Below are 24,258 nucleotides of genomic sequence, written 5' to 3' on the forward strand. Positions count from 1 at the left end.
GCCTTCGTGCTGTTGCCGAATTTCCACGCCGCGACCGCACCCTTCTTACGCGAGCGCGCCGTACGCCAAGCCATGCTCTACGCGATCAATCGGCCGTTCATCATCAAGGGCATCATGAGTGGCGAAGCGGATCAGTTGAACGGGCCGATTCCCACCTTCTCGCCGTACTACAACTCACGCGAACCGATGTATCCCTTCGATCCTGCCCGCGCGCGCGCCGTCCTCGACGCAGCGGGTTGGAAGCTGCATAACGGCGTGCGCATGAAGAACGGCGTCGCGTTGCGCTTTGCGTTGAAGACCGGCGGCGCCACCGATGCGGTGGCCAGCAACATCGCCGAACTCGTGCAGGCCGACCTGCGCGCCGTCGGCATCGACTGCCAGCTGGATAACGAGGAACTGCAAACGTTCTTCGCCGACATCCACGCCAGCAAATTCGATGTTGCCCTGCGCGGCGTTATCTTGCCGCCGTATCCCGACGATTACAAGGACTACGACTCGGCGCAGACGGTCGCGCACGGCGGTTACAATTTGGGCTTTTACAGCAACCCGCAGATCGATCGCGCGATCGATGCCGCGCGCACCGCGCCGAACCCGCAGCAAGCGCGAGCCGATCTCAACCGCTACCAACAACTCGCCGCAACCGACTTGCCGGCACTCTACCTCTACTCCAACCGCCTGGGCGCGATCGTCCCAAGCCGAATGACCGGCCTCGAACTCACCCCGGTCGCCCCCGCGGCCCTCCCCATGGGCCTGCAATTCTGGCGCTTCCGCTAGCGCGTAGTGTAGCACCCGTGCTACAGTGCGCGCATGGACCGGGAAATATCACAGCGCGAACTCCGAAACGACAGCGGTAGCGTCATGAGGGCGCTCGACGCCGGTGAATCGTTCGTCATCACGCGTAACGGTGTCGCGGTTGGCGAACTGACGCCGGTCCGGCGGCGCGCTTTCGTATCGAAAGCCCGAGTATTAGCGACGTTCGCCGGAGCCACGCCCATCGATTCGGAGCGATTCCGGGCCGATCTCGATTCATTCGTAGACCAAGATCCAACGCCTCGTGGCTGAAAAAACCAAGGGGCTCATCGACACCTCGGTTCTCATCGACCTCGATCGACGTGGCGCCGACGAATTGCCCGATGAAATGACTATTGCGGCCATAAGCTTGGCCGAACTCACGGCAGGTCCGCATGCCACCAGCGACCCGATCGAACGGGCTCGTCGCCAAGCACGCCTTCAGCAACTTGAGGCTACGTTCGATCCGTTGCCGTTCGATGCAAGCACGGCCAGAGCGTATGGGCAAGTGTATGCCGCCGTGAGTGCTGCGGGCCGGAAAGCTCGCGGTGGAGGTGCGGTCGATTTGCTCATTGCAGCAACTGCTCTCGCAGCGCGATTACCGCTTTATACGCGCAACCCGTCCGACTTCGACGGTCTTCGCGAGCTAATCGAGATCGTCGCCGTCCGCTAGCATGAATCCGTAACCGGTCGCTGGAGCGTTCTATAGGTGTATGACTCAACCCGCGATTGCCGCGTTTGCCGCCGGTTGCTTCTGGGGAATCGAAGCGGCCTTCAATCAGATCCCCGGCGTGCTCGGCGCCGTCTCCGGATATACGGGCGGCCAAGCCGCCAACCCGACCTACCGTCAGGTTTGTAGCGGACGGACCGGCCATGCCGAGGCGGTCGAAGTAACGTTCGATCCCAGCGTCGTTACGTACGAACAGCTGCTCGCCACGTTTTGGAACCTGCACGATCCAACGACTCGCGACCGCCAAGGCCCCGATGTCGGCTCGCAGTATCGCTCGGCGATCTTCACGCACGGGCCGGAACAGGCGGCCGCCGCGCAAGCATCGCTCGAACGCGAACGCGCGAAATACGAGCGGCCGATCGTGACGCAGATCGTCGAAGCGCCGACGTTCTATCCGGCGGAAGACTACCATCAGCGCTACTTCGAAAAGAACGGTGTTGCGTGCCACATCAACTAACGCGCCGCGGACTGCTCATCGGCGGCGCGGCGGCCGTAAGCGCGCTCGCCTATCGCGCGCTCGTTCCGCCGGCACTGGCCGCGATGCCGGGCGGCGGATACGCCGTGACGCACACCGATGCGCAGTGGCGTAAATTGCTCGGTCCGGATCGTTACGCAATACTGCGCGAGAACGGCACCGAGCCCGCCAACTCGAGCGCGCTCAACGCGGAGCATCGCGCCGGCACGTATGCATGTGCGGGCTGCAATCTGGCGGCATTCTCGTCGGCAACGAAGTTCGATGCAGGCGAAGGCTGGCCGAGTTTTTACAAACCGCTCCCCAATGCCGTACGCACGCGCGCCGACTACGAAATCGGCATCCCCCGCACCGAGATTCATTGCCGCCGGTGCGGCTCGCACCTCGGCCACGTCTTCAACGACGGGCCGCCGCCAACCGGCCTACGCTACTGCATCGACGGACTCGCGCTGCATTTCACGCCGGATCGCGCACCCGGCTAGCGCTCGAGTAACCAGCGAACTAACTGCGCGCGAGACGACACGTGCACTTTTGCGAAAATGTTGCTGACGTGCACCTCGACCGTTCGCTCGCTGAGTACCAAACTCTCCGCGATTTGGCGATTCGCGAGCCCCTCGCCAACCTTACGGGCGATTTCAACTTCGCGGCGCGTCAAACCCGACGAATCTTTCGTGTTTACCACAGCCGCGCCGGCGCGAGTCGATCCCGGAATCACCCCGGCAGCTTCAAGTAAATGACACTGCTCCGATGACGGTGTGCCGGTGAGGTGCGCCGCGAGTGCGGCAAACATTGGCGCGTCGAGATGCTGCAGTTCCGCATCGATCGCTCGAGCGCGAGCGGGATCGCGCCTCGAACCTCCCGCCACGCGCGCGTGCTCGCGCATCAAGTTCCAATGCGCCACCGCCCAACGCGATCGATCGACCGATTCGGTCGGTCCCGCGAGAAACGCGAGTACTTCACTATGGCGGCGCCGTGCGGCCCACACCGACAGCCCAAGTGGGAAATACGCGACGTCCACGATCCACGGCGGATGCTCTGCGACCTCAGAAACCAGGTCGCGCAGCCAGCGCTCCAGTCCCGGCTGGTGCAATCGCGCGAGTACCCAGGGCAAGAATTGCTTCGCAGATCGTGCGTAGCGGCCCGCCAGCAGGAGCTGACCTACCTGCACCATCTCCGCGTCCCAGGCAGTCGATGCGCCGGTGAGCGCTCCCACGATCGCTGGAACCACGAGCAGTTGCGCGCGACGCGGAACTGCCATGTCGCTGCGATAGAATGACTCAAACCGTTCCAGTGCAATCGTCCACGATCCGGTTGCGATAAGGAACGCCGCGTCCAACATTCGCACCGCGAAAAGATCGTCGGATTCGAAGCGATACCGCGCGGATATATCGGGTAGAAACCGCTCGATGGCAGAGCAGCCCTTGTGGTGAAAGGTCGCGTAGAGCTTGTTAAATTCGAGAGCCATCTTTTGGCGAACTCGGCGCTCGTCGGCGACCGAGAAGGCCTCCGCGAGCGCCCGCATCGCGCCATCGTAGTCACCCTTGCCGGTCGAAAAGGTCGCGAGTGCTCCAAGGCTCGTCGCGCGGGCATAGTCGCTCTGGCCCGACAACGAGAGAAATTCGTTCCGGGAAGACGCAAATCTCTCCGCATCAAAAACGATCGCGGCCACGGCCATCGCCATTGCGGCGATCGGCGCGCGATCGGCTTCCGCCAAGGCTTTTCGCCGGTAACGTTCGTAGACCAAAAAGACCTCGTTGGGATTTTCTATCGCGATAAGAAACGCCTGATAGAGCGCCACAAGTGGGCCTATGCCGTCAACAATATCGGCCGCATCTGCTAGCCGAAGGGCGTTATCGAGCATTGTTGGTGCTTCGAGTGCGCGATCGAGGCTTCGGAGCGCGACACCGTATCGCATGTAGAAATCCACGAACCGATCCCTGGGCACGTTCTTCATCGACAGGGCTCGTTCGCACGCGCCGACCACGGCCGTCCAAGCGTTCTGATTAAAGGCGGTATCGGCAAGGAGGTAGAGAGCCTCAAACGCCCCATCGCGATCCCCGCAGGCAATCGTCTGTTGAACCAGGCGTTCGATCTCATCGAGTTGGAGTTCGTGAATCGAACGCAACGCCTCGATGATCCGCGTCCGGAGCGGAACTTCAAATTCGATCGTCGCCGACACGGCATCGGCGATTAGGTGGTGGCTAAAACGCAGATCGGGGCCATCCGGCGCGAGAAACGAACGTGCGGCGCCTTCCAGTAACCGGGCAACTTGTCGCGCATCGGGATAGAGCTTAAAGATAAGCCGGAACTCGATCGGTTCGCCGATGAGGGCGCAGAGCTGAAGAAATTCACGCTCCTCCGGTACCATTCGTTCGATACGTTTGGCGATGAGCGAGAGCGTGCTTTGGTCGCTCCAGGATTCGGCCGCGCCGTTGCGGGCCACGTCCTCGCAGAGCGTTAGCAGCGTCAGCGGGTTGCCGCGACCTTGGTACACGATCGTGTCAACCGCGACTTCCGGCAACTGCGGAAGCTGGATCCGAACGAGCCGTTGGGCGTCTACTTGACTCAGCGGGCCGAGGTCGATCGCGGTTTGACTCTGCGGCATTGCCGGATTGTGTTCGCCGCTACGCTCCGCGCCGATCAATGCGAGCGTGCCCATGGAGAAATGTTCCGCCAGGGCGCGCAACACCGACGCGCTTTGCCGGTCTATCCACTGCGCGTCGTCGCAAGCAATCAAAACGCGGTAATCGGCGGCGACTCCCTCTAAGAGTCGAGAAACGATCTCGACGCAGTTTTCTTGGTTGAGCCCGCTTGGCTGCGTCGGCATTCCGAAGAGGGCCGCGAAGCCTGGATCGAGCGCGGCTAACTCGTCCCTCAACCCGCTGGCGTATCGCCCGATATCGGTGCCCAGCCGGCGCAGCACCGCAGCGGTAATTCGGATCGCTACAACATACGGGCTATCGCTCTGAACCTCGTGGCATGCAACGCTTACGGCAAACCATCCGCTCTGCGAGCACGACGTCACCAACTCGGCGAGAAAGCACGACTTGCCCACACCGGGAGGGCCCGAAACGCGGAGAAGTATCGGTTCGGCGTAGCCGCCGCCCCGATCGAGCATACTCTTCGCGCGTGCAAATTCGCGATCTCTTCCAATCATTGAATCGACAAATGGCGACTCGTGCCGGCAGTTCCCGTCACGATCGAGTAGCGGAAGGTTCCTCGATCGATTGCCTCAAGCACCGCGCACGCTTCGTAGCGCAACGATCCGGCAATCTCGGGATGCCACTCTTTCGTCAGGACGATCTCGCCATAGTAGCCTCGCGCGAATGCAGACGCCCGCTGTGTATAGTCGATGACTGCGGCGTTGGCGAATCCCCGGGGTTCGGGAACCTCCATAGCGCGTAACGATGCGGCCGTCACAACGAATCGACCACCGGGCCGAAGCGCACGAGCGACTGTATCGGCAAGTTCGCAATCGACGATGCCGTTTGTCGTCACCTCGATCGCAAGAACCGCATCGTATGCGTGCACCCAATCGCGATCTCGAAAGTCTGCTTGAATAAAACAGCCATCGGGCACGTGCTTGCGCGCGGCCTCCAGGGCCTCGACGGCGCGATCGCAGCCGGTGTAGTCAACCCCGCTGGCAACGCGTTGAAGGAACCGTCCGGCGAAGCCGCGCCCGCATCCGATATCCAGGAGCGCGGCGCCGCGTTCGACGCCCAACATTTCCATAACATCGGTCATCATCGCGTCGTCGACCGCGGACATTCGACCCATGCCGCTCGGCTGGCCGGCGCGGGCAGCGCACGCGTCGAGGAGCGCGTCGTTTAGACGCGTGTGAAGGCGACGGTATGCCACCTGTCTCACGAGCGTGTCGAAAAATCTCACGTGCAGGGGGATTGTTCGCTCGCGAGCACCGAAACCCAGCCTAGCTACTTGCCTTTCCAAAGGAGCTTCCAATGCCGCTGAGCCCGGATCAAGAAAAAGCCGCCGCCACCAAATATCTGGATATCGTCGCCAAAGATCCAGCTGCGCGCGAGCGTTTCATCGATCTCAAACAGGGCGACGAAAAGCTGGTCGCCGCCGAGATCAGCAAAACGGTCGGAATGGAAGTCCATCCGGAGAATCTACGCGGGATGGCGACTCATCTTTATGCGCATCACAGCGAAGCGGTCGAGAAACTCCATCACGAATTCCCAGCTATGGCGTCGTTTGTCCTCGAAGATATCTAGACAATTTCAAGCATGCGTCGAATGAGTTGCGTGCGCGATGCAATCCGCAGTTTCCCAAAGATATTCGTAAGGTGAACTTCAACCGTTCTTTCGCTCAAGAACAGCGATTCGGCGACCTGACGATTCGTCAGACCGTCGCTTACTAGTCTAGCAACCTCGTTCTCGCGGCGGGTAAGCCCACCCCGCTCCGGGAATTTTGCCGCACCTAAAGCGACCGGGACCCGCTTCAACCCGAGTTTCGTCAGAAGGCTGACCTGATTTTCAGAGGCGATACCCGCCTCTTCAGCCGCGTATGAGGCGAAAAAACTAGCGCCTAAAGCCTCGAACTCTTGAGCCGCTACGCTAAGTAGTGATTTTGCATCTTGGCAACACAGGGACTTGCTCGCGATACCACGAGCAAGGGTCCACTGTGCGAGCGCCCACCGCGAAAGGTCCTTAGTTGCCGGAGTTTCGGCGAGCACTTTAAGACTTTCCGGGGACTTCTGGCGAGCCGCCGCTAGTGCCATGCCCAGTGGAATAAAACCGACATCTGGTGGTCTTGGAGGAGCCATCGGTGCGCCAAGCGTGAGAGATTTAAGGTGCCCTTCCAGGTCTTTAGAGGCTCCGCGCACCACCGCCCACGGGACAAGCTGCATCGCACTCAGGCGGTAGTCGTCGCGAATCGCGGCAATGCTAACTTTCTGAATATCAGCATCCCAGGGGGTTGAGACTCCCGTCATGGCACCAATAAGAGCCGGAATTGCAAGAAACGCGGCCGCTCGCGTAACGGGAATGTCAGGCCGGTAGGCAGCTTCAACGGTTGAAAGCGCAGTCTCCCAATCACCTCGGGCCACTGCATCCCAACCGAAGAGCACACGCGTAAAGTACTGATCCTGCCCATCAAATCGCACTTTAGCAGTCAGATCAGTCAAGCGCCTGTGAATTGCCACGCAGCCAAATTCCCGAAATTCGATGATCGTTCTATTGAATTCAATCAGTTCCATTTGGTGATTGAGCTTACTGTCGGCGCGAACAGAAGCGGCATCGAGCGCTCGTTGACTAGCGGCGTAATCACCCATTCCCGACGCCAAAAAGGCAGTTGCGATCAGGCGAGTGGTGGTCGTGTAATCATCTGTGCCTCCCAGCAAATCCATCTCTTCCGTTAACTTGACAAAGCCGTCTTGGTCAAGGGCTAATCCTGCAATGCCGACAGCCATGCTCAAGGCCGGAGCTCGCTCCTCACCTGCTAGTCTCGACGAATATCGCTCGTAAAGAACGAGACCCTGTTCCGACCGTTCAAGCGTCATTAATACCGCCATCTGCATGGCGACTAGACGCCCGATACCGACCGTGACATTCAGGGCTTCAGCCAGGCCAAGAGCGTCGCTCAGCACTATGGTCGCCTTCGCTTCCTGGTCAGTTACGATTAGAGCTTTACAATATTTAGCGAAAAAGCCGGTAAATTTCGCGCTCGACGGATTCTGTAGCGCCAGGGCACGTTCTGAAGCATTGACGACCGCGGCCCAGGATCGTTTTGCTAGAGCAGCGTCGATAAGGTCGAGGTACGTGTCATACGCGAGATCGCTGTTTCCGCAAGCTAGTGAGTGCGCGATGATGCGCTCGAAATCGTCAGGTTCGGGCTGGGGAATGGATTGCAGCGCTGCGATGATCTTGGTGCGCAGCGGGAAATCAAACTCCATGCCCGAGACGATCGCGTCCTCGATGAGCCGGTGCCGGAAGCGCAAATGGGGGCCGTCGGAAATGAGATACGATCGAACGGATCCCTCGAGCAGGTCCGCGATCTGTTGCGCCTGGGGGTAGAGCTTAAAGAGCAGTCTGAACTCGATCGGCTCGCCGATCAACGCGCAAAGCTGCAAAAACTCGCGTTCGGAAGCCGTCATCGCCAGTACGTGATTTGCAACCAGATCGCGCGTGCTTTGCTCGTTCCAATGGGTCGTGCCGTTGCGACGGACATCGTCGCAGATCGTCAAGAGATCGAGCGGATTCCCATGCCCTTGCTGCGCGATCGTATCGACGGCCACTTCGGGAATGTCGGGCAGTTTTGCGCGAACGAGTTCGCGCGCTTCTTCACGGCCGAACGGTAGGAGATCGATCGAAATCGGGCTCGCCGGCAAAAGCTCGTTGTGAGCGCCGGGGCGCTCGGCGGTCAGCAGGGCGACCGTTCCGATTGAAATGCGCTCGGCGAGAGCACGGAGCACGGAGGCGCTCTGGTCGTCGATCCATTGGGCGTCGTCGCAAACGAGCAGGACCGAGTAATCAGCCGCGATGCCTTCAAATAAGCGCGTGAATACGGATTCGTACCTATCGCGGTCCGGCGCGGCCGCTTGCGGCTCGATTCCGAGCAGCGCCGCGGAACTGGGATCCAAGGCCGCAATAGCCTCTTCCAAGCCGCTTACGTATCGCGCCGCATCGGCGCCGAGCCGCCGCAAAGCGCCGGCTACGATGCGATTGGCGGCGACCCGCGGCGTATTCTGCTGAATTTCGTGACAGGCGGTATAGACAACGAACCAGCCCGCATCGCGCGATTCGGCGGCAACGCGTTCGACGAAGAGCGATTTTCCGACGCCCGGCTCGCCGCTCACGCGCAACAAGACCGGCCCCGCCGCCGGGCCGGCTTTGACGAGTATCGAGCGCGCGACACTCAGTTCGCGCGTCCGGCCGATCATGACCGAGTTTTCGGAATCGCTCAGGAACGTATCCTCATTGTATCGAAGGGGGCGCGCATGGATCGTCGCGCATTTCTTGTCGGGACTTCATTGCTATTTGCGTCGGGTTGCGCGCAAAACAAGACCCCCGATCGACTTAGACTCTCGACCGTTGCATTGAGTACCGCTCTCGATCCATATACCAACATGTCCCTCGATACCGCCGAACTGAGCTGGCTCTTCGCCGATGGCCTCATCGGCGCCGATCCAAAGGATCTCGCCCGGGGGTCGCTCAGCGCGATCGCTCCGTCGGCGGATCTTCGCTCATCCACCCCGGCGCACCGCTCTTTTAGGTATCGGCTACGCCCGGGCATTCGTTGGCACGACGGAAAACCGTTCGTCGCCGAGGACGTCGTGGCGTGCCTGACCCGTCTCAAGGGCGGCATTGTCGGCAAACTCCGGCCTTACCGCCTCGTGGAACGCATCGAGGTGATCGGGCCGCACGAATTCGTCGTCCATCTCATCGAGGCCGACCCGGCATTCCCGCTGGCCTTTTTTGGACCCCTTGGATCCCCCGGGGTGCCGCTCATTCGCCCCGGCGCGCTGCCCATCGGCACCGGCCCATTCCGGCTCGAAAGCCACCGCCCCGACGGCACGAGTTACGTCGCGTGGAGCGGCTCCCCGCGTGGCGACGCAGCCAGCCGGCGACTTTCGCTGCAATATCTGGCGAGCGCACAGACGCAAGACGTTATGTTACAAACGCGAGAGATCGATATCGCGCTCGGCGCCGACAATATTTTCGTACGCGATCACCACATGCACTACATCAAGCAAAACGCCGGAATCGGCTACGCGCTGCTCAACGTCAGTGGCACCCTCGCGAATCCGAACCTGCGCGAAGGCATCGCGCGGGCGGTCGATCGCAACGAGCTGGTGGTGAAGGCCTACCGCAACTGGGCGGACCCTCTGACATCGATCCTTCCCGAGCGCGCCCCCGGCGGCGACGTGCACTCTCCACTGCACTTCGATCTAGCGGCGGCCAAACGGAGCTTCGCTGCGAGTCCGAACGTCAAGCTCACGATTGTTACAACCGCAGGTAACCCGGAACGCATCGCGTTGCTCCTGCAAGAGCAACTTCGACGCGCCGGCGCGCAGACCGAGCTTCGCCGCTACAGCGATCTCGAATATGCCGCGCCGAATGGACCGCTGCAAACCGGCAGATTCGATATCGCGTTGTGGGGCGACGTCTACGCGCTGGACCCCGATCTGCTGGCCATTTGGGGATGCGACGCACGGCCGCCGCGCGGCAACAATTTCTCGCGTCTGTGCGATCCGCGCTTCGACGCCGACGTTCGCGCTGGGCGATCGGAGTCCGCGCTGCACGCTTTCTGGCGCGATGTTGCCGTCGTGCCATTGGCCGGTTTCGCGCGCTGCACGGCCGCAACGACACGAGTCCGCGGTCTCACCTCGCCCAACGACCTCGCGCCCTCGGTATATAACTGCACGCAGTGGTCGCTCACCTAAAAAAACTCGCCGGTTCGCACGATCGGTCCGTGCCGGTCCACGAAACTCTGGCGATTGCCCGATCGCTGCGCGAGCGATACGGAATCACGCGCATCGCCGATACGACACGCCTGGATCGCATCGGAATTCCCACGATCAGCGTCGTCGTACCAAACTCGGTCGATAAAATCGGCGTGTACAACGGCAAGGGGCTCACGCGCGAACACGCGATCGCGAGCGGCCTCATGGAGGCACTCGAACGTCAAATCTGCGCGCGCTGCGAAGTCCCTCGCTTCGATGCGCCGGTCGCGCAGATCGACGCGCTCCTCGATCTGCGCGCGCTCGGCTGGCTCGGCGAACTCGAAGGGTCGGTAGAGTGCGTGGCCGGTACGAACCTGCTCACCGGCGAGCCGGTCGCCGTACCGATCGGCGTCGCCCAGTGCCCGCGACTCACGCCGCGGCGCTTCGAGCGAACGTCAACAAATGGGCTAGCTTCGGGAAACAACCCGACCGAGGCAATCTATCATGCGCTTTTCGAACTCGTGGAACGCCATCTGCTCTCAACCGTCCACGTGCGCTCGCACATTCTCCCGCGGGCGTTACGCTCGCTAGCGGGTTTGCCGACAGAAGCTCACGATGACGTGGTCGCGAGCGAAGTGATCGATGCGGCGGAGCACCCGATTCTCGGCGATTTGATCGCTCGCATAAAGGCGGCCGGCCTCGAATTTCGCCTGCTCGCCTATGCGCCGCCCGGATGGCCGACGGCGATGCTCGCGTGCATTACGGAACGCGCGGGCCGCGAACTCTTCTATCACATCGGAATGGGCTGTTCGCTCTCGCCGGGACATGCCGCCATTCGCGCGGTCACCGAAGCCGCACAATCGCGCGCAGCCGATATCCAAGGTGCGCGCGAGGATCTCGAACGCGCCGACGGCGCCGCACCCAACGATGTTAAACACGGCCGGCGCCCTGCAGGTTTTCCGACCGACGGACGCTGGTATTTTGACGGTCCCGCCAAGCGCATCGGCCTCGCGGATTTGCCGGACACGTCGTGCGCCGATCTCGGCGACGAAGTCGAACTCGTACTCGAAACGCTGCGTGCCTACGGCGAAACGTGCGTTGCCTACGTAGACCTAACGCCGCCGGGCGTGCCCATTTCGGTCGCTCGCGTCGTGGCACCGCATCTCGAGCGAACGCTCGTCGACGGGTCGATCTCGAGCCGCCTGCGACGGGTTATGCGGCCTCTTGGCGCGTTCCGGTTAGCATCGTGTAGTTGAACGTGCCGCCTTCGATTGCGTGCAGCACGTAGGCCGCCTTTACGCACATCTGGCTCTTGATCGCGTCGTCCCAAGCACCCAGCAGAAACGCCGAATACATCGTCGAGGCGAACTCTTTGACTTGCAGCGAAAGATCGCAGACCTGCTCTACATCGGCGTGGCGTTGCAGGAGATCGATCGAGCGCAGGATCTTCTCTTCGTGAGCGCCGTCGAGCGAGATCAGCGTCACGACAAAACGGCCCCCCGGCTCGAGGTGCCGCCCGATCGCCGCGGCTACTTCCGCGGAGAGGGCACCGCCCGACGGCGGCTCCAGCGCAAAGACGCGATCGAAGGACTCGTTGATTCCAAGCGAATCGAGTTGCGCGTAGACGAACTCGCTCTGTGGTGCATTCCGGCGCGCGGCTGCGACTGCCTCGGGTACGGTATCGACCCCAACGTACCGGGTATCGACCTTGTACCATCGCAGCCAGCGCGCCAAGAACCCACGCCCACACCCGATATCGAGCACCCGCGCTCGTGACGACAGGTCGGCCGCACGCACGATCTCTGCCAACACTCGATCGTCGAGTAGACAGAGTCGCCCAATCCCCGATTGCGACCCGCTATGACGTGCGTAGAGATCCAAAGTGCCGTCATCGACGTAGCGGTGGAACTCTCGGTTGCGCGTCCATTGACCCAGATCGAGCATGCGGTTACCTCACCCTAACGGCCCGGGATTGTCCCGCCGCCGTCCATGGTTCTATCCTAGCCGCCCGGAGCGGCGGCCACATCGGGGATACCACGTAGTTTTTACAGGATGCCGCGACCTTCGGGCGTGATAGAGCAGCGTGCAAGAGACGGTTGGCCTCGACGATGCCCTGAAGCACTACTTTGGGTTTGAAAGCTTCCGGCCGCTGCAGCGGGAGATCGCGGAGGCGACCCTGCACGGGGCCGACGTGCTGGCGCTGCTGCCCACCGGCGGCGGCAAGTCGCTCTGCTACCAGCTCCCGGCCCTGCTCGGCGAAGGCCTCACCCTGGTCGTCTCGCCGCTGATCGCCCTGATGAAAGATCAGGTCGATGCCCTGGCGGCCAACGGCATAGCCGCAACCTTCCTCAATAGCTCGATCGACTGGCAGGCGGCGACCCAGCGGCTCGACGCGCTGGACCGAGGCGAGTACAAACTGCTCTACGTGGCGCCCGAGCGGCTGGTGCTCGAGAGCTTCCTGGGCCGGCTCGATCGCTGGAAGCTCGAACGCATCGCGGTCGACGAGGCGCACTGCGTGAGCGAGTGGGGACACGATTTCCGGCCCGAGTACCGGCGCATCGCGCTGTTGCGCGAGCGGTATCCCGACGTTCCCGTGCTCGCCCTCACCGCAACGGCGACCGACCGCGTGGGCGACGACATCGTGCGCTATCTCAAACTGCGCTCGCCGCAGCGTTTCGTTGCGAGCTTCAATCGACCGAACTTGCGCTACAGCGTCTTTCAGAAACGCGACGCGTTCAAACAGCTGCTGGGTTGGGCGAGCGACCGCGCCGCCGAGAGCGGCATCGTCTACGTGCAGAGCCGCGCGAACGCCGAAGAGCTGGCCGCGCGTCTCGCGGCCGCCGGCATCAGCGCGCGTCCCTATCATGCCGCGCTCAGTGCGAAAGAGCGCTCGCGCAATCAAGAGCTGTTCATTCGCGACGAGATCCGCGTGATCTGCGCGACGATCGCGTTCGGTATGGGCATCGATAAGCCGAACGTGCGGTACGTCGTGCACTACGACGTTCCCAAGAATCTTGAAGGCTACTATCAAGAGACCGGCCGCGCCGGGCGCGACGGTTTGCCGAGCGAGTGCGCGCTCTTCTTCACCGGCGGCGATGCCGCCAAGCAGCGCCATTTCAATCGTCAGATCGAGAACGAGCGCGAACGCGAGCAGGCCGAGGTGCGTTTGCGCCAGATGCTCGAGTTCGCCGCGACCACGCGCTGCCGGCGCGCGCACCTGCTGCGCTACTTCGGCGAACGCGTGCAGTTCGAAAGCTGTGGCAACTGCGATAACTGCTTAGAGCCGCCCGAGCGCACCGACGTTACGATCCCGGCGCAGAAACTGCTCTCGTGCATGTACCGAATTCGCGAGGCGAGCGGCTTCTCGACCGGCGCGCACCACATCGTCGACGTGCTGCTCGGCAATCGCACCGAGAAAGTCGAGTCCTTCGGCCACGACCGGCTCTCCACGTTCGGCGTCGGCAGCGATCAGAGCAAGGACACGTGGCTGGCGGTCGTCTCCGAACTGCTGCGCCTCGGACATATCGAGCAAGAGCCCGCGCACAAAACGCTCGTGCTCACGACCGACGGGTTACAGGCGCTCAAAGAGCGCCGCAGCTTCGAACTCGCACAATCGAAGATCGTGCGTTCGACAACGGGCCGGCGCAAGAGCAAAGGCGGCGCCGTCGCGAAACTTTCCTACGAAGAAGGGCTGTTCGAAGCGCTGCGCCGGCTGCGCAAAGAACTCGCCGACGAGCGCGGCGTTCCGCCCTACGTCGTTTTCTCCGACGCCACCCTGCGCGAGATGGCCGCGCACAAACCACAAACCGAGACCGCCTTCCGCGCCATCAGCGGCGTCGGCGACGTAAAACTCGAACAATACGCCCGCCCATTCATAACCGCCATCGAAGAATACGAAAGCCCCTAACCAGCCTCACCACCACGCTTGTCATGGTGTGCTTGTCGAACCACGGTGCGCGTCCTTCGACAGGCTCAGGATGACAAGTGGGGGCTATTGTGTTTGTCATGGTGAGCTTGTCGAACCATGCGCGCGCGGGGGCTTTTGGCTAGTCTTCGGTGTCGATGCTTACTTGGAGTTTGTCGGTGTAGTTGCCGACGCCGACGTTTTGCAGCGGTGCGATGACTCCGTAGAGCGTGATCGACCCGTGAGCGCCGTCCTCGCGGTCAAAAGACTCGCGCTCCGCCCCGGCGCCCAGCTTCATGCCCTGCGGTCCTACGGGTGCCTGGCATGTGGGATCTAAGCAGATTTGATAGTAGAGACGATCGCCGCTCGCGTCGACCATGTATCGCTGTGTCGCAGCGCTCCCATTGGAAAGAAACCGCACGACGCGTTCCGGTTCGCGCTCCGAACCGCCCGTGCAGCTATACTCGAGCGTTACCGGAGTCACCGTCGCCGTGTGGCGGAACGTATTGTACGCGCCGATTTGCAACGGCGAGACCGAGACGATACACGTCGGAATCGAGAATGCGGCCTCGGCTGGACGCGCCAGCACGATGTTCCAACCGAGCGTCGCGACGAGCGCAATTGCTACGGCGTAAGCTTTGTGCATGTTTGTACTCCGAGCTTGACGTACGTCAGTGATGTTTCCGGGATGACGAGTGTGAAGCCGCACGCACCGCCGGCGTATTTTACCGTTGCCGGATGCGGTCCGGGAGCTAGGTTCTCCAAATAAAATTCGCCCGCTTCACCGATATTCGATGTAGCTTGCTGCCCGCTGCCAAGATCGACCGTTAGCATCCCGTATTGAGGAGCCTTGTTCGTCGACGCCAAATTGACCGTTCCGAGAAACGACTGCGTGCGGTGCGCGTCGAACGTTGCAAGTGCCGCCGCGAAATGCGCCGCCTCAACGTTTCGTTCGGTGGTCGAATACTGCTCGCCGATCGGCGCCCTCCCCGTATCGAGCGCGATGTGATTCGGGTAGTACTCCTGGACCTCTGGAACGACCAGGAGGCCGCCCCGATTGGTCTTTCCTACATACCGCCCGTTCACATCAACCGGCAGACCCGTCGGCCCCGCTGCCGAAACGACGACGTATCCGCCTTGAAGTGGGCGCGATAGGAGTATGTGGTGATCTGCGAACACGATGGCTCCGGCTGCGTTGAAGTAGGTCGACGCATTGCCGGCAAAATCGGTTCGGTTGAGGGTATAGATGCCAACCGGGCCGTCGTACTGAGCCACCGCTTGCAATTGCGGATTGTTGCCGCGCGTGATGCTGAGATTATAGCCGAGTGGCTGATCCGGAAAAGCCGGACGGCTCGCCTGCACGTTTACACTTCCTCCGGCGGCCGACGCGTCGTTCGTGATCGATCCGTACGACTGCTGGCCGATCGGGAAATTGAGCGCCGTGTAAACGTCGGTCCGATTAAATCCCGCTGCCGCTTGGGTTCGCTGATAGTCGATGCTTAGCGACAAGGCTTTCGCCAGCGGAATCGTCGTCAGCGCGCCGTAACCGGTTTCTTCGCCCAGGTCGCGATCGTGTGCGTGTGTGAGGTTAAAGGCCAGAACGCGCCGGCCGATCGGAAGACCGAGGCTGACCGTTTCGCTTGAGAGCGCGTGGTCTTGCGCGGCCGGCTGGAACAGATTTGCATACGACGCCGATTCGAGCTGCACGCCGATGTTGAAATAGACGCGCGGCGTTGAGTAGTTGTACAGAAACTCGGCGGCCGAACCAGATTGACCGTTCGCCGAACTTGCGAACCCGAGCAAATCGAACTCCCCGGCGCGCGTCGATATCGCTACCGTTGGTCCGGCGTTGACCAATCGCGCCGCGCTTTGGATTCGGCCGCCAACCGTCACGTGATCGTTCACGCCCAAACTGTAGCTGCCGGCAAGACCGGCCGCTCCAAGTGAGTGTCCTAAGCCGTCCTGCGGATCGCCGGCCGTGTAGGTGTAGTCGGTCTGGCCTTTGTTGAGCAGTTGGAGGCCCTGGTAGAACGACTGCGAGAGCGTCTGAACGTTCCCGAAGGCGTCGCGAATGACGACCTGCGCGTTGTTCGCGCCGGCTACCAGCGGCAGGTTCTGGATATTAAACGATCCGGGCGGCAACTGTAATTGTTGCACGAGCGAGCCGTTAACGTAGACGTCGGCGGTCGACGGCGTTGCGACGTATCCCGTAAGGGCATGCGTAACGAAGCGGTTGACGAATGGATCGAGGCCGAAGTTGCGTTCGATCGTGACGCCGCGCACGATACCGCCTCCGGTCAGATCCCCAAAATTAACGAAGCTGTCACCAATGACCGATCGCCGCAGCGTATGCTCGTTATCTATGGTCCAATTGAGGTTGGTTGCGCGATAGATCCCGGCGACGTCGTTGAAGGTCGCGCTCGCAACGCCAGCTCCAAGCGTGGATCCAAATTGTGTCGAGAGTCTCCCTGATTGCCCTTGCGTGAGCAGTGCGCCATAATTAATGAACGCGCTTTTCGTTCGGGTTACCGGTACCTGTTGACCGCTGCGAATATCGAACGACGACGCGGCCAGCAATTTTGGGTCGACGGTGATGCTTAGCGTGAGCGTTTTCGTGTCGATCCGCCACGTTACGTCGGGCTTGAGCGCGTTGAGCGAAACGTAGATTCCGGATGCAACCGCGTGGGCCGCAACGGCTTTGCTCAAGCCGAGATCCTTAAGATCTGCTTGTGCGATCTCCACGTCGCTCGAGTCGACGAACACCGTGTATAGGCCGTCGTCGACCGAGTTCACCTTCACCGTTAGAATCGCCCGGATACCCTGCTGCGCTTGCGTCGGGATGGCCGTTGCACCGACGAGAGCCAGTGTTATCGCCAAGGCAGCGCAAAACGCGCGAACGCCGCGCATGCTATTTACAGCTCTTGTTTGCGAGCGGAACATCCCGCAGTACGACCGGCCCGAGGTTGGTTTGGGCCGTAATGTTGATGCTGCTCACCGAGCGGCACGCGGCTTTCGAGAACGGCAGCGAGAAGTCGCGGCGACCTCCAGCAAGAACATACCACGCATCCGCAGATGCGCCGGCAACCGTTTTTCCACCGGCATCGAGGCCGGCGACCTCAATTTTATCGATCATTTCGCGGACGGTTCCGTTGTTGCGCAACGAGAAGTCGATTTTACCGGAAGCGAGCGTTGCGCTCGGAATCGCGAGCGCGCGCACCTGGCGCGACGGCTCCACGAATACGGGAACGCCGACTTTCAGGCGAACCGCGATGGAATGCCCGGTCAACGCCTCATTGATTGAAGGCAGTTCGTTGATGAAGACGCGAAATGTTCGCTCGGTCGAGGCCGCGCCGCCTTCGACACCGATCCGAATCTGTTGCGTTTCGAGCGGAGCGACCGTTACGAGTGTGGGGAAAAAAATCAAATCTTCGGACGGCGTGAGCTTCATAACGCCGTTCGGCTGCTGATCCCAAGCGGAGCCCGTGATCTGCAGTCGCACCGGATAGGTGGACTTGTTCTGGATGTTCATGACGGCGGCGCCGTCGCCGCTCGGGATCGAGAGCTGGATCGGCGCAACGGCGATATCGGATGCGACGGCCGGGCCGGCCAGAGCTAGCGCGATCGCCAGCGTAATCGAAGCAGTTATGAGGCGTTTCAATGAGGGGTCCACCTTGAGCGTTGAGGATATCGACGCTCGGGCGAACCTGCGAACCTCGGCTTAGAAGTTTACTGTTCGCACCAACGTCTTCGGATCCGTGGTGACAATGGGTTTGTTATAGAGGCTCGCCGCGCGCATACCACGCAGCTGATTTCCGTCGGCCGCCTGCGCGCACGATGACTGAACGCGATTTTGCGATGCTTCGATGACCGCGTCGCACGAGGCTACAACGGTGGCCGAGACGCGAACGGTCGTCGAGAGACTGTGGCCGCCACTCGCGCTAGCGACGGAGGGAAGAAGACACGCGCCCGCGAGCGCCATACCAAGAACGATCCGCACGATCCACCTACCTTTCGATGGGAGCCGCCCGAGCCGCCCTGTCCCCCCGCTAGCGGGGGTTGACAGAGGAGGCTCGGATAGCTCTTACCCTTGAGTTAGGTGTATCGGTCGAAACCTCTAGTAGTTGAGGGTAATGGTTACCGTGTCCGAGTAGTTGCCCGTGGTGACGTTCTGCTGCTGCGGAAGCACGCCGTTGAAGGGAAACTGGTTGTAGCCCGAGTTGTTGTTGAGGGCAATCGTTTGACCCGACGTCCAGGCGACGCTGTCGCCGGCATCTTTATAGAGGTTGTAGTTTAGGAAGCTGGTGCCGTTGGACATGCGGCGCTGGCTGCCGTTACCATAGGTGCCGCCGTCGACGGACAGGGTGGCGTTTGTGCCCTTGGTGCACTCGAACTCAAGAATGCCCGTCGTTTTCACGTCAAAATTATTGAAGACGTTGTACGCGCCGAATGCGACCTTGTCGGCACTCGCGCCGAGATCCAAGTTCACGCAGAAGGGAACGACGTTGGCCGACACCGCGACCGGGGTGACCTGGTTGGCCGATGCCGCCATCGGGCTGAGCAGTAGCGCGACTGCAGCAACGAGCCCGGCTTTTGAAACGAAATTCATGGGAAAATAAGCCTTTCGACAATACACGAGAAAGGGAGGTTCCAGAAAAGTGAAGCGGCCCAGCGGGGAATCGAGCAAACCGCGGCTTGGGGATCGTGCGGGAGCCAAGCCACAATTCCGCATCTCTATAAGATACCGGTCGACTTCACGTTTCAAGCGACGCTAGAAGCGTTCTCGATACTTATAGCACCGAGCGACTAGGCATCACTATCCCCGCCAATGGGGGTTTTTATCGCGGCCAATGAATCGAAAAGACCAAGGGACTAAAGGCCTGCGAATTGCGGCGCTCGCAAGACAGTCCGAGTGCTTCGTGATTGGTAGGCTTTATCGAACCACGCTTGTCATGGTGAGCTCGTCCTACGACAAGCTCCGTCCTTCGACAAGCTCAGGATGACAAGGGGGGGTTATTGTGTTTGTCATGGTGAGCTTGTCGAACCACGCGCTTGTCATGGTGAGCTTGTCGAACCACGCGCTTGTCATGGTGAGCTTGTCGAACCACGCGCTTGTCCTTCGACAAGCTCAGGATGACAAGTGGGGGCTGGAGCCGACGGCCGGACTCGAACCGGCGACCTGCTATTTACGAAACAGCTGCTCTACCAACTGAGCTACGTCGGCACACTGCGATAGGGCCGCCGAGCCAGGTTCTCCGCGCCCTTCGCCGACCCTTCAGCCGTGCACGATGCTTGCGATGGGCATGTGGGCGACGCGTTCGACGTACGGCTCGACGGTTTGGAAGAAGCGGGTCAACGCGTTGCGGCGGGTCTTGGGGCCGAGCATCGGCCAGAAGCGGCCGACGCGTGCCTGTGCTAGGTGTTCGAAGCTTGCTTGCAATGCGTCGCGGCGCGCCGCGGGATCGATCAACAGGCGAGCCAGGTCATCCTCCAGGCGCTCGATCGACGCGCCTTTGCAGCGGATCATCGAGGGCAGCGTGCGTACCGAATCGAGCGACGCGCTGCCTACGAGCAATGTCGCAAGATACTGGTTGAGGGCGCTGCCGAAAAATGTGACGATTGCGGCTTCTTCGGTCTCCAACTCGATCCGAATCGTACCCGGCTCCCAGCCGCGTGCGAGCGCATCGGCCCGTTCGTCTTCCATCTTGAGCGTGAGCGCCGGGCTTTCGAGCACGCCTTTGCGGCCGCAGAGAATCGCGTACGTGCGCTGCATCACCTCGAACGAAGGCCCCGGGCCGAGCCCGTGCCATTTCGGCACCGCGACTCGCCGCGACGGTTCCACTAAGAGCACGAGCCGCACTTCGTCGATGCTCTTCACGCGCCACGAGCGGCCGCCGAGCACGAGATAATTCTCGCGGTTGCGCGAGATCGGATACCGCCGGTCGATGGTGCCGATGACGTCGTGTTCGGTTCGTACCGTCCACTCCGTGTCGGTTTCGAAGACGGCGTAGAACTCGCGATAGTTCATGCGTCCGAACTGCTTCTCGGTCATCGGTCCGAGTGCGAGCCAATCGCGTTCGGGCTGCAGGTAACCCATTTCGAGCATCTCGTCGAGCAGTTCGTTGAACTCCGCTTCCGAGGTCTCGCGAAACGAACCCGCGCACAGCAGCACGCCCGCAATCTCCGAGCGATCCGCGCGGATGCGTTCGCGCAAGAGTTGCAACACTTGCTGGAAGAGCACGTGGATCGCGGCGCCGTTGGGCGTCAGTTCTTCAACCGTGCCCTCGAGCGCGAGTTCGCCTACCGCGAGCGCCAGCGGAATCTCATCCAAGGTTTTTGCGTACATGATGCACTTCGATTCGGCATCGCCGCGCCGGCCCGAACGCCCCAAACGCTGCAGCAGCGATGACGCCGTGTGGGGCGCGCCGAGCTGCACCACGAGATCGAGATCGCCGATGTCGATGCCGAGTTCGAGCGTGCTGGTCGCAACGATCACCTTCGGGCCCTCGAGGCGGAACGATTCTTCGACGCGCTGACGCTCCTCCTTATGAATGGAGCCGTGATGTACCATCGCTTCGAGGCCCGCTTCGCGCAACTCGAACGAGAGGCGCTCCGCGTCGCTGCGCGAGTTCACGAAGACGATCGCGCGCTTGCCCTCAACGTGCCGCCGCAGTGCGACGACGAGTTTTCGCCGCTCCTCGCTATCGGCAATTTCGTTGCGATCGTCGCTCTGATGCAAGTAGCCCACGCCGATGCGCCGCACGCGCGCGTGATCGTCGACGATGACGGGAATGGCCGGCGAGTCCGCGCGCGACGACCGCATCCACTCGACTACCGCATCGGGGGCGGCGACCGTCGCGCTGAGCGCGATGCGGGTCATCGGCGTCTGCTTATCGGCCTCGACGCGCGCCAGCAGCGACATGAGCTGCGCTCCGCGATCGTCGCCGGCGAACGCGTGAATCTCGTCGATCAGCACGAACCGCACGTCGCCGAGCAGCGCGCCGTGCCCGTACGCATCGGAGCTGAGCATCACTTCGATCGATTCGGGCGTGGTAAGCAGCGCGTGCGGCGGCGAAGCCAGGATCTTCTTGCGGGCCGGAGCGCTCAGATCGCCGTGCCACCAAGCGACGCGCAGTCCGTTCTCTTCGAGGAGGTTTTGCGCACGGCGTGTCTGATCGTTGATAAGCGCGCGCAGCGGCGAAATGTAGAGCAGCGCGATCGGTTCGAGTTTGAGCCGCGTGATCTCCGAAACGATCGGCAGAAGCGCCGCCTCCGTCTTGCCGCTCGCCGTGGGAGCCACGATGAGCGCGCCGCTGCCGCCGAGGATCGTCGGCATGGTCTGCGACTGAATCGGCGTCCATTCCGACCAGCCGTGCGCCTCGATCCAGCGTTGCACGCCCGGCGCGAGCCGGTCGAAGCTCAAGCAACCGCCTCGACGAAATCGTCGTCGTCGAGATTCGCATCGCGCTTCTCCACCAGCGACGCCGCCTCGATCACCGCATCGCTGCGCACGTTGAGCCGCTGGTTGCGCGCGTCGAGCATATCGACCAGCGCCTTCAGATACGCGCGCGGCTTTTGGCGAATCTCGCCGAATTTTGCGCCCGCCGTCGCGATGAACTGTTCCATCTCCGCATCGGGAAACTCGGCTTTTGCCGCCCATTCGTAGGCCGAGCCGTGGATCGTCCGCACGCGTTCGGAGACGTCGTGCAGGGCGCGCCCGTCGAATTCCTCGAGCCGAATGATCGGCTGGCGCAAATCGCGCCCGCTCGAAACCTGCTGAGAGCGCACGCGCTGGTAGAGCGCTTGATACGATGCGACGCCCTTGAACTCGTCCTCGAAGAACGGCTGCGTTCCGGCGAAAAGAAACATGCAGTACGGAAACTCGTCGCTGCCGATGTCGATCAGCTCGCGCATCGACGTGTAGGCGGCGTCGCGCTGCGGTTTTGCCAGGCGCATGATCGATTCGACTTCGTCTATGAGCACCACCAAGCCGGGATAGCCCGCATCGCGCATCAGCGCGCAAACTCCGCGCAGCCGGCGAAAGGCCGACTCCGCGTTCAGCTTGCCGACTACTTTCAACTGCCCGCGCACCTCGCTCGCGATGCTCTCGCCGCGCAGCCAATCCGTCGCCGCTTGCATCAGCGCATCGTTCGCATCGCAGTACGCGCGATAGTACGCGCGCAGACCCATCGCGAAACCGGGATCGCCGGCGGAGACCTTCTTGATCGCCGCTTCGAGCGCGGCATTCTCTTCGAGCGGCGTGCCGGCATCGTAGTTGCCGAACCACGTTTGAAAGATCTCATCGAGCGCGCAGGCGCTGCCCGAGTCCGGACTGCGCAGTCCGCGCAGAATCTCGCTCACCACCAAATCGCGTTTGCCGAACGGAACCTCGCGGCTCAGATTGACGATCGAAACGAGCATGCGGTGGCCGAACGCCAGCTCGCGCAGCACGCTGCACATGAACGTCTTCCCCGAACCGTAATCGCCGCGCAGAAAGCGCGTCTCGGAACCGCCCGCGCTCACGAAACCGAGGATGCGCTCGAACTCCGCGATCTCGAGATCGCGACCGACGCAGATGCGCTTCGTGCCCTTGTTCGGTACTTTCCCGATCTTGAGCGCCTTAACGATTTGTAAATCCGTAATGTCCATTTAGATCCTCGTAGTGGGCGCGGTGCCGGTCGTTTCGGTCAGCAGGTCGATAACGTGCGCTCTTGACGTGCGGGTGCGGCGCGCCAACTGCGCGACGATCTCGTTCATCGCCTCGGCACGAGCGACGGAACCGACGAAGAGATGCTGCAGCGCGCGCGTAAAGCGGGCGCCGGAGACGCTGGTTTTGATCTGGGATGCATCGGTAACGGGGGGGTCCAATCGCCACACCGCACGCGACCCATGACTGAGCGACCAATAGGCCTTGCGCATCGTTCCGACCGTTGCGTAAAGGCCCAGACGATCGCCGATCGTTCCGTAGTGGCCGCGGAGTTCGGCTGAGAAGGCGATGCGCCCCTCGACGTACGGTTTGACATCGCTCAGCCACAGCACCAGCAGCAGCACGAGCAGCGCATCCGGCTCCCACACCGCGTGCGCGCTCCAGGCAATACCAGCGAGCGAATCGGCTGCCGGCAACCCGGCGAGTGCGGCATGCACGATGGCTTCGCGCTCCGAAGCCGGCTGCTTGCGATCCCGCGGAGTCGCCTGCCCGATCAGATGCAGCATCGCCTCGACGATCGTGTCGATCGCGGTCTGAACCGCCGTCGAGCGCTTGTAGGAGAACACCAGCTTGTTGAGCGCCCCGAACCGCGCCAGATAGACGCGCGCGTCGCCGACGTTTGCAAAGAGCTGGCGCTGTATGGCCGTTGCGGTAACGCCGACGGAAGCGGCCACTACGGGGTGCGTGTCGACCTCGCTCGCAAGCGCCTCGTAATGCCGAAGGGCGTCGACGCCCGCGATCGCGGTGAGCCGTTTGCTATAGAGCGGAATCAGCGCGCGCGCGTGCGGCGCCGTTTTTGCGGCGATCGCGAGGTCGAGGACGAGTTGCGCATCCGCGAGCGACTCCGTGATCGCGTCGTAGACGGGCTTCGATTGCATCAGACGCAGATCGACGATCCACGTCGAAAGGTTCTGCGTAAACGCGTCGTTCTTTCGATACTCCCGGCGAAGTGCGATCCATGCCGCTTCGAGATCTTCTGCCGACTTCGCGTGGGTCGCGAGTTCGTAAACGTATAAAAAGCGATAGGTTGCATCCGCCGGCAGCGCCGTGCCCGCTTCGTATTGCTGGCGCCAGTAAATGTAGAACGCCTTCTGCGCCATGTTCAGATCGTGATAGTGCGGATAGTAAATGCGGCATGGCGGCATCGCCGCGGCGGCGACGGGAGCCTCCGGGCGCGCCGGAAAGCCGGCGCGTGCGTGCGCGCTAAAGACCGGAGTCATCCGCAGTAAAGGCCAGACATAGACCGGTTAAACTTCGC

The 24,258-nt window shown here is 61.7% G+C and carries 21 protein-coding genes and 1 tRNA gene; 9 read left to right on the forward strand and 13 right to left on the reverse strand.

Translation table 11 applies throughout. The features are described 5' to 3' along the window. The 5 genes from VIG32_10740 to msrB all read left to right on the forward strand — a co-directional run. The coding region (locus tag VIG32_10740) for an ABC transporter substrate-binding protein (protein ID HEY8298482.1) at positions 1-774 on the forward strand (774 nt) is incomplete at its 5' end. A gap of 84 nt (positions 775-858) precedes the next feature. Then, the gene (locus tag VIG32_10745) at positions 859-1,062 is read left to right on the forward strand and encodes a hypothetical protein (GenBank protein HEY8298483.1); all 204 of its coding nucleotides are present in this window, start codon (positions 859-861) and stop codon (positions 1,060-1,062) included. Then, positions 1,055-1,462, forward strand: coding sequence for a type II toxin-antitoxin system VapC family toxin (locus VIG32_10750; GenBank protein HEY8298484.1), 408 nt, complete (start codon positions 1,055-1,057; stop codon positions 1,460-1,462). Before VIG32_10745 ends, VIG32_10750 begins: the two co-directional genes overlap by 8 nt. A gap of 40 nt (positions 1,463-1,502) precedes the next feature. Continuing rightward, a complete protein-coding gene (gene msrA, locus VIG32_10755) occupies positions 1,503-1,976 on the forward strand; it encodes a peptide-methionine (S)-S-oxide reductase MsrA (protein ID HEY8298485.1) in 474 nt (157 codons plus the stop codon). Further along, positions 1,961-2,473: a peptide-methionine (R)-S-oxide reductase MsrB gene (gene msrB / locus VIG32_10760; protein ID HEY8298486.1), complete on the forward strand. Its 513-nt coding sequence runs from the start codon at positions 1,961-1,963 to the stop codon at positions 2,471-2,473. Before msrA ends, msrB begins: the two co-directional genes overlap by 16 nt. On the opposite strand, the gene VIG32_10765 is transcribed toward msrB, so the two are convergent. Together VIG32_10765 and VIG32_10770 are read right to left on the reverse strand one after the other, a co-directional pair. Further along, entirely contained in the window at positions 2,470-5,148 is a 2,679-nt protein-coding gene (locus tag VIG32_10765) for an AAA family ATPase (GenBank protein HEY8298487.1), read from the reverse strand. The two genes, msrB and VIG32_10765, sit on opposite strands and share 4 nt — an antisense overlap. Next, entirely contained in the window at positions 5,145-5,879 is a 735-nt protein-coding gene (locus VIG32_10770) for a class I SAM-dependent methyltransferase (protein HEY8298488.1), read from the reverse strand. Before VIG32_10770 ends, VIG32_10765 begins: the two co-directional genes overlap by 4 nt. A gap of 71 nt (positions 5,880-5,950) precedes the next feature. Between VIG32_10770 and VIG32_10775 the strand changes: the two genes are divergently transcribed. Beyond that, positions 5,951-6,223, forward strand: a complete 273-nt coding sequence (locus VIG32_10775; protein HEY8298489.1) for a hypothetical protein — start codon at positions 5,951-5,953, stop codon at positions 6,221-6,223. Here VIG32_10775 and VIG32_10780 read toward each other — a convergent pair. Further along, the gene (locus VIG32_10780) at positions 6,220-8,889 is read right to left on the reverse strand and encodes an AAA family ATPase (GenBank protein ID HEY8298490.1); all 2,670 of its coding nucleotides are present in this window, start codon (positions 8,887-8,889) and stop codon (positions 6,220-6,222) included. The two genes, VIG32_10775 and VIG32_10780, sit on opposite strands and share 4 nt — an antisense overlap. A 156-nt stretch (positions 8,890-9,045) precedes the next feature. Here VIG32_10780 and VIG32_10785 point away from each other — a divergent pair, with 156 nt between their 5' ends. After that, on the forward strand, positions 9,046-10,392 hold the full coding sequence (locus VIG32_10785) for an ABC transporter substrate-binding protein (protein HEY8298491.1): 1,347 nt from the start codon (positions 9,046-9,048) through the stop codon (positions 10,390-10,392). After that, complete coding sequence (locus VIG32_10790) at positions 10,377-11,648, forward strand: YcaO-like family protein (protein HEY8298492.1); 1,272 nt, start codon at positions 10,377-10,379, stop codon at positions 11,646-11,648. The genes VIG32_10785 and VIG32_10790 overlap by 16 nt, the downstream gene beginning before the upstream one ends. Here the strand turns inward: VIG32_10790 and VIG32_10795 are convergent. Beyond that, positions 11,605-12,336: a methyltransferase domain-containing protein gene (locus VIG32_10795; GenBank protein HEY8298493.1), complete on the reverse strand. Its 732-nt coding sequence runs from the start codon at positions 12,334-12,336 to the stop codon at positions 11,605-11,607. The two genes, VIG32_10790 and VIG32_10795, sit on opposite strands and share 44 nt — an antisense overlap. Positions 12,337-12,475: 139 nt before the next feature. Here VIG32_10795 and recQ point away from each other — a divergent pair, with 139 nt between their 5' ends. Then, a complete protein-coding gene (gene recQ / locus VIG32_10800) occupies positions 12,476-14,299 on the forward strand; it encodes a DNA helicase RecQ (GenBank protein HEY8298494.1) in 1,824 nt (607 codons plus the stop codon). 139 nt (positions 14,300-14,438) lie between these two features. Here the strand turns inward: recQ and VIG32_10805 are convergent, their stop codons facing one another. The 9 genes from VIG32_10805 to VIG32_10845 all read right to left on the reverse strand — a co-directional run bounded on the left by VIG32_10805 (position 14,439) and on the right by VIG32_10845 (position 24,220). After that, on the reverse strand, positions 14,439-14,942 hold the full coding sequence (locus VIG32_10805) for a spore coat protein U domain-containing protein (GenBank protein HEY8298495.1): 504 nt from the start codon (positions 14,940-14,942) through the stop codon (positions 14,439-14,441). Then, entirely contained in the window at positions 14,921-17,173 is a 2,253-nt protein-coding gene (locus tag VIG32_10810) for a fimbria/pilus outer membrane usher protein (protein HEY8298496.1), read from the reverse strand. Before VIG32_10810 ends, VIG32_10805 begins: the two co-directional genes overlap by 22 nt. A gap of 31 nt (positions 17,174-17,204) precedes the next feature. Beyond that, on the reverse strand, positions 17,205-17,954 hold the full coding sequence (locus tag VIG32_10815) for a fimbria/pilus periplasmic chaperone (GenBank protein HEY8298497.1): 750 nt from the start codon (positions 17,952-17,954) through the stop codon (positions 17,205-17,207). Positions 17,955-18,014: 60 nt separating this feature from the next. Next, the gene (locus tag VIG32_10820; protein HEY8298498.1) at positions 18,015-18,293 is read right to left on the reverse strand and encodes a hypothetical protein; all 279 of its coding nucleotides are present in this window, start codon (positions 18,291-18,293) and stop codon (positions 18,015-18,017) included. 117 nt (positions 18,294-18,410) lie between these two features. Continuing rightward, on the reverse strand, positions 18,411-18,902 hold the full coding sequence (locus tag VIG32_10825; GenBank protein ID HEY8298499.1) for a spore coat U domain-containing protein: 492 nt from the start codon (positions 18,900-18,902) through the stop codon (positions 18,411-18,413). Positions 18,903-19,441: 539 nt separating this feature from the next. After that, positions 19,442-19,517 (reverse strand) — tRNA-Thr (locus VIG32_10830). Positions 19,518-19,568: 51 nt separating this feature from the next. Then, on the reverse strand, positions 19,569-21,716 hold the full coding sequence (locus tag VIG32_10835; protein ID HEY8298500.1) for a DEAD/DEAH box helicase: 2,148 nt from the start codon (positions 21,714-21,716) through the stop codon (positions 19,569-19,571). Next, positions 21,713-22,942: a BREX system ATP-binding domain-containing protein gene (locus VIG32_10840; GenBank protein ID HEY8298501.1), complete on the reverse strand. Its 1,230-nt coding sequence runs from the start codon at positions 22,940-22,942 to the stop codon at positions 21,713-21,715. The genes VIG32_10835 and VIG32_10840 overlap by 4 nt, the downstream gene beginning before the upstream one ends. Continuing rightward, entirely contained in the window at positions 22,943-24,220 is a 1,278-nt protein-coding gene (locus VIG32_10845; protein ID HEY8298502.1) for a TerB N-terminal domain-containing protein, read from the reverse strand. Between the last annotated feature and the right edge of the window lie 38 nt (positions 24,221-24,258).

The sequence above is a fragment of the Candidatus Baltobacteraceae bacterium genome (assembly GCA_036559195.1).
Classification (GTDB): Bacteria; Vulcanimicrobiota; Vulcanimicrobiia; order Vulcanimicrobiales; family Vulcanimicrobiaceae; genus JALYTZ01.

Excerpts from the sequence above, each read along its gene's own strand:
- VIG32_10745 (HEY8298483.1), top strand. The coding sequence starts at position 859 with ATGAGGGCGCTCGACGCCGGTGAATCGTTCGTCATCACGCGTAACGGT.
- msrA (HEY8298485.1), top strand. The coding sequence starts at position 1,503 with ATGACTCAACCCGCGATTGCCGCGTTTGCCGCCGGTTGCTTCTGGGGA.
- VIG32_10765 (HEY8298487.1), bottom strand. The coding sequence starts at position 5,148 with ATGATTGGAAGAGATCGCGAATTTGCACGCGCGAAGAGTATGCTCGAT.
- VIG32_10775 (HEY8298489.1), top strand. The coding sequence starts at position 5,951 with ATGCCGCTGAGCCCGGATCAAGAAAAAGCCGCCGCCACCAAATATCTG.
- VIG32_10780 (HEY8298490.1), bottom strand. The coding sequence starts at position 8,889 with ATGATCGGCCGGACGCGCGAACTGAGTGTCGCGCGCTCGATACTCGTC.
- VIG32_10795 (HEY8298493.1), bottom strand. The coding sequence starts at position 12,336 with ATGCTCGATCTGGGTCAATGGACGCGCAACCGAGAGTTCCACCGCTAC.
- VIG32_10805 (HEY8298495.1), bottom strand. The coding sequence starts at position 14,942 with ATGCACAAAGCTTACGCCGTAGCAATTGCGCTCGTCGCGACGCTCGGT.
- VIG32_10825 (HEY8298499.1), bottom strand. The coding sequence starts at position 18,902 with ATGAATTTCGTTTCAAAAGCCGGGCTCGTTGCTGCAGTCGCGCTACTG.
- VIG32_10840 (HEY8298501.1), bottom strand. The coding sequence starts at position 22,942 with ATGGACATTACGGATTTACAAATCGTTAAGGCGCTCAAGATCGGGAAA.
- VIG32_10845 (HEY8298502.1), bottom strand. The coding sequence starts at position 24,220 with ATGACTCCGGTCTTTAGCGCGCACGCACGCGCCGGCTTTCCGGCGCGC.